General features: G+C 74.1%; 3 protein-coding genes. All 3 read left to right on the forward strand.

Translation table 11 applies throughout. From position 1 onward, the window contains the following. Positions 1 to 78: 78 nt before the first annotated feature. A complete protein-coding gene (locus tag F8274_RS29810) occupies positions 79 to 1,611 on the forward strand; it encodes an acyl-CoA carboxylase subunit beta (protein WP_151465673.1) in 1,533 nt (510 codons plus the stop codon). A gap of 82 nt (positions 1,612 to 1,693) precedes the next feature. Then, on the forward strand, positions 1,694 to 2,842 hold the full coding sequence (locus F8274_RS29815; protein ID WP_151465674.1) for an acyl-CoA dehydrogenase family protein: 1,149 nt from the start codon (positions 1,694 to 1,696) through the stop codon (positions 2,840 to 2,842). A gap of 124 nt (positions 2,843 to 2,966) precedes the next feature. After that, the coding region (locus F8274_RS29820; protein WP_151465675.1) for a helix-turn-helix domain-containing protein at positions 2,967 to 5,151 on the forward strand (2,185 nt) is incomplete at its 3' end.

Here is a 5,151-nt window from a genome sequence, read left to right on the forward strand (position 1 = left end):
GGTGGGAATGCGCTAGCCTAACGATCGTTCAGGTCGGTCGGCGCGCTCACGAGGCGCCCGGTGGCAATGGGAGTCGGCGTGACGCTCGACGGTGAGGCTCTGGAGCAGCTGCGCAAGCGCGCCAGGGCCGGCGGTGCGGACAAGTACCACGCGGCGAACGCCGCGAAGGGCAAGCTCTTCGCCCGCGAGCGGGTCGCGTACCTGGTCGACGAGGGCTCCTTCGTCGAGGACGGGCTCTACGCCAACGCGATGGCCGAGGGGCTTCCCGCGGACGGCGTGGTCACCGGCACGGCCACCATCGACGGCCGGCCGGTCTGCCTCATGGCGAACGACTCGACGGTGAAGGCCGGCAGTTGGGGCGCCCGGACCGTCGAGAAGATCATCCGGATCATCGAGCGGGCCTACTCGACAAGCGTGCCCATGGTCTACCTGGTCGACTCGGCCGGGGCCCGGATCACCGATCAGGTCGACCTCTTCCCCGGCCGGCGCGGCGCCGGCAAGATCTTCTGGAACCAGGTCCGCGCCTCGGGCGCGATCCCGCAGGTCTGCGCCCTGTTCGGGCCGAGCGCGGCGGGTGGGGCCTACATCCCGGCGTTCTGCGACGTGGTCGCCATGGTCGAGGGCAACGCCAGCATGTACCTGGGCTCCGACCGGATGGTCGAGATGGTGACCGGTGAGAAGACCACGCTGGAGGCGATGGGCGGGGCCAAGGTGCACTGCGCCGAGTCCGGTGTGGGTCACTTCCTCTGCAAGACCGAGAACGACGCGCTCGACGTGGTCAGGACGTACCTGTCCTACCTGCCGTCGAACTGGAAGCAGGAGCCGCCGGCCGCCGAGGCCGTGGACGCGCCGGAGAAGGCCGACCTGGCCGCGCTGGTCCCGGTGAGCGAGCGGCAGGCGTTCGACATGCGCCGGTACGTCAAGGGCCTGCTCGACGAGGGCAGCTTCTTCGAGATCCAGGCGCTCTGGGCCAAGGAGCTGACCATCGGCTTCGGCCGGTTGAACGGCGAGGTCGTCGGCGTGGTCGGCAACAACTCGATGTTCAAGGGCGGCGTGCTCTTCGTCGACTCGGCCGACAAGGCGACCCGGTTCGTGCAGCTCTGCGACGCGTTCAACGTGCCGCTGCTGTTCCTGTCCGACGTGCCCGGGTTCATGGTCGGCAGCGCGGTGGAGAAGCAGGGCATCATCCGGCACGGCGCCAAGATGATCACCGCGATCTCCGAGGCGACCGTACCCAAGATCTGTGTGGTGGTCCGCAAGGCCTACGGCGCCGGCCTCTACGCGATGGCCGGCCCCGGTTTCGAGCCGGACGCGACGATCGCGCTGCCCACCGCGAAGATCGCGGTGATGGGTGCGGAGGCCGCGGTCAACGCCGTCTACGCCAACAAGATCGCCGCGATCGAGGACGAGGCCGAGCGGGCCGCGTTCGTCGCCGCGAAGCGCGAGGAGTACGAGCGCGACATCGACATCGTCCGCCTCGCCAGCGAGTTGGTGGTGGACGCCATCGTCGAGCCGCACGAGCTGCGCGCCGACCTGGTCCGCCGGTTCGCCGCCGCGCGCGGCAAGGAGCGGCACTTCGCGAAGCGCCGGCACGGCGTCACCCCGGTCTGACCCGCACCGACCCGCACGACCCGACCCGGCGCCACGAGCGCCCGGCGGCCCGTCCACAGAGGCATCCCATCAGGAGGATCAGATGGACTTCCGGCTCAGCGAGGAACAAGAGGCGCTGCGGGAGAGCGTGCGGGACTTCGCCCGCGAGGTGGTCGCCCCGGCCATAGCCGAGCACTACGAGCAGCACACCTTCCCGTACGAGATCATCCGTCAGATGGGCAAGATGGGCCTGTTCGGCCTGCCGTTCCCCGAGGAGCACGGCGGCATGGGCGGCGACTACTTCGCGCTCTGCCTGGCCCTGGAGGAGTTGGCCCGGGTCGACTCCAGCGTGGCCATCACCCTGGAGGCGGCGGTCTCGCTCGGCGCGATGCCGATCCACCGGTTCGGGACCGACGAGCAGAAGGCCCGGTGGCTGCCGAAGCTGCTCAGCGGTGAGGCCCTCGCGGGCTTCGGGCTGACCGAGCCGGGCACCGGCTCCGACGCGGGCGGCACGCAGACGAGGGCGGTGCTGGACGGCGACGAGTGGGTGATCAACGGTTCGAAGGCCTTCATCACCAACTCGGGCACCGACATCACGGCGCTCGTCACGGTCACCGCCGCCACCGGTGTCAGGCCGGACGGCTCGAAGGAGCTGTCGACCATCATCGTCCCGTCCGGCACACCGGGCTTCGCCGTGGCGCCCGGCTACTCGAAGGTCGGCTGGACCGCCTCCGACACGCACGAGCTGACCTTCGACGACTGCCGGGTGCCGGCGAGCAACCTGCTCGGCGAGCGCGGCCGGGGCTTCGCCCAGTTCCTGCGCATCCTCGACGAGGGGCGCATCGCCATCGCGGCCCTGGCCGTCGGCCTGGCTCAGGGCTGCGTCGACGAGTCGCTCAGGTACGCGAAGGAGCGCGAGGCGTTCGGCCAGCCGATCGGCAACTACCAGGCGATCCAGTTCAAGATCGCCGACATGGAGATGAAGGCGCACACCGCCCGGCTCGCCTACTACGACGCGGCCGCCCGGATGCTGGCCGGCGAGCCGTTCAAGCGGCAGGCGGCCATCGCCAAGCTGCACGCCAGCACCATCGCCGTGGACAACGCCCGCGAGGCCACCCAGATCCACGGTGGCTACGGCTTCATGAACGAGTACCCGGTGGCCCGCTTCTGGCGCGACTCCAAGATCCTGGAGATCGGGGAGGGCACCAGCGAGGTGCAGCGCATGGTCATCGCCCGCGATCTCGGCATGTGAGCGGCGCCCGCCCGGGCCGGTCGGGCCCGGGCGGGTCCACCGTCTGTCGGATATCGGCAGTGGACGGTCGGCTGCCCGACGATGGGCTGTGGAGCGTCCGACCCGATCCGTACTCTTCGTGCCCATGACTCCCGATCATGATCGTTCGCGGAGCCCGGGCGGTCGTACGCCGCTGCCCGACCTGTTGCGCGGGCATCGGCTCGCCGCCGGCCTCACCCAGGCCGAGCTGGCCACCCGGGCCGGCGTCGGCGTGCGGACCGTCCGTGACCTGGAGCGGGGTCGCGCCACCCGGCCCCAGCGCACCACCGTCGACCTCCTCGCCGACGCCCTGGGCCTGACCGGTCCGGCCCGGCAGGCGTTCCTCGCGGCCGCCCGTCCGGTCCAGGCCGTCGCGCCCGACCTGCCGGCCGGCGGTCCCGACGCCGCCGCGCCGCCGCCGCCGGCCGGCGGTTCCGACGCCGCCGCACGGCGTCCGGCCGCGCGGCACCTACCGGTCACCGGCGCCGCCGCCACCGATTCAGGTACGCCGATCGCGCTGCCCCAGCCGGTCCCACTGCTCGGCCGGGACCGCGACGTCGACGAGGTGGCCGCCCTGCTCGCCGAGCGGCCGGTGGTCAGCCTGGTCGGGCTGGCCGGTGTCGGCAAGACCGCGCTCGCCCTCACCGTCGCCTACGCGGCGGCCGCCGACCATCCGGCCGGCGTGGCCGGGGTGCTGGTCGGCGAGGGCTCCGACGCCGCGGACGTGCTCGCCGCCTCCGTCGCGGTGCTCGGCGTGAACCGGCTGGCCGACCTTCCCTGCCGGCTCGGCGGCCGGCCCGCGCTGCTCCTGGTGGACGCGGTGGAGCGGGCGCCCGGCCCGGTGGCCGAGGCCCTGCGTGCCCTGGTCGCGGCGGCGCCGACGTTGCGGGTGCTGGTCACCGGCCGGCGTCCGGTGGGGCTCCCCGGCGAACTGGTCCGGCCGGTCGCGCCGCTCGACGTGCCGCCGGCGGGCCAGCAGCCGGCCGACGTGGCGGAGCTGGCCCGCTGGCCCGCGGCGACCCTGTTCATCGCGCGGCTCGCCCAGGCGCGCAGCGAGCCGCCCACCCGGGCCGAGTTGCCGGCGCTCGCCGCGCTGGTGCGCCGCCTCGGCGGGCTGCCACTGGCCATCGAGCTGATGGCCGCGCGCGGCCGGATCCTCGACGTCACCGAACTGCTCGACCGCTACGGGGACCGGGTCCTCGACCTGGCGGGCGGGCGCCCCGGCTGGGAGGCCGACCTCGCCGCCGGCACGGTGACCCTGCGCGAGGCGGTGGCGACCAGCTACCACCTGCTGGCGCCCGCCGAACGGGCGGCGCTGCGCCGGCTCTCCGCGTTCCGCAACCGCTGGTCGGTGGAGCTGGCCGAGGACCTGCTCGCCGACGGCGAGGAGCGGCGGGACGCCGTGCCCCTGCTGGACCGGCTGCGGGAGCTCGGGCTGCTCAGCGTCCGGGGCGCCGCCGGCCCGTTCCGGTTCCGGCTGCTGGACGCCGTCCGCGACTTCGCCACCGAGCAGGCGGCCGTCGAAGGGGAGCTGACCGGGATCCGGCGCCGGCACGCCGTGGTGGTCGCCGGGCTCGTACGGCGTACCGCCCCGAACCTGGTCGGCGCGGAGCTGCCCGCCGCCGTGCACCTGCTCGACGAGGCGACCAGTGACATCACGGCGGCCCTGGCGCACGCCGCCGAGGACGATCCGGCGACCGCGCTGCTCCTGGCGGCGGCACTGCCCCGCTGGTGGCGGCTGCGCGGGCGGGACGTCTCCGGGCGCCGCTGGCTGCGCCGGCTGCTGGCCGACCCGCGGACCGCGGACGCGTCGCCGGTGCTGCGGGCCTGGGCCCTGCTCGGGACGGCCCGGCTCGCCGCTGAGCACGGCGCCGGCGGTGTGGAGCTGCCGGCCGCCCGCAACGCGCTGGCGATCTTCCGGGCGGCCGGGGACGTGACCGGGGAGCTGTCGGCCCGGTCGGTGCTGTGTTTGCTGCTCAGCGCCGCCGGCACGCAGGGCCAGGCCCGGGAGCAGGCCGAGGCGGCGCTGGAGCTGGCCACCCGGCATGGCCGGGTCCGCGAGATGGCTGTCGCCCACCAGCACCTCACCTGGCACGACGTACGGGCGGCGGACCTGGCCGGCGCGCGGCGCCGGCTGGCCACCGTCGACCGGCTGGCCACCCAGTGCGGGGAGCAGCGGCTCCGCCTGCTGGCCCGGGCCGATCTGGCCGAGGTGACCCGGCTGGAGGGCCGGTACGTCGACGCCGTCGAGCAGGGGTGGCGGGTGGCGGGCGCGCTCGTCGAGCTGGGCG

It is taken from the genome of Micromonospora sp. AMSO31t (genome assembly GCF_008868175.1).
In the GTDB taxonomy this organism is placed as follows: domain Bacteria; phylum Actinomycetota; class Actinomycetes; order Mycobacteriales; family Micromonosporaceae; genus Micromonospora.

What these genes read in the sequence shown, in the direction of transcription:
- F8274_RS29815 (WP_151465674.1), top strand. Translation starts at nt 1,694, where the DNA reads ATGGACTTCCGGCTCAGCGAGGAACAAGAGGCGCTGCGGGAGAGCGTG.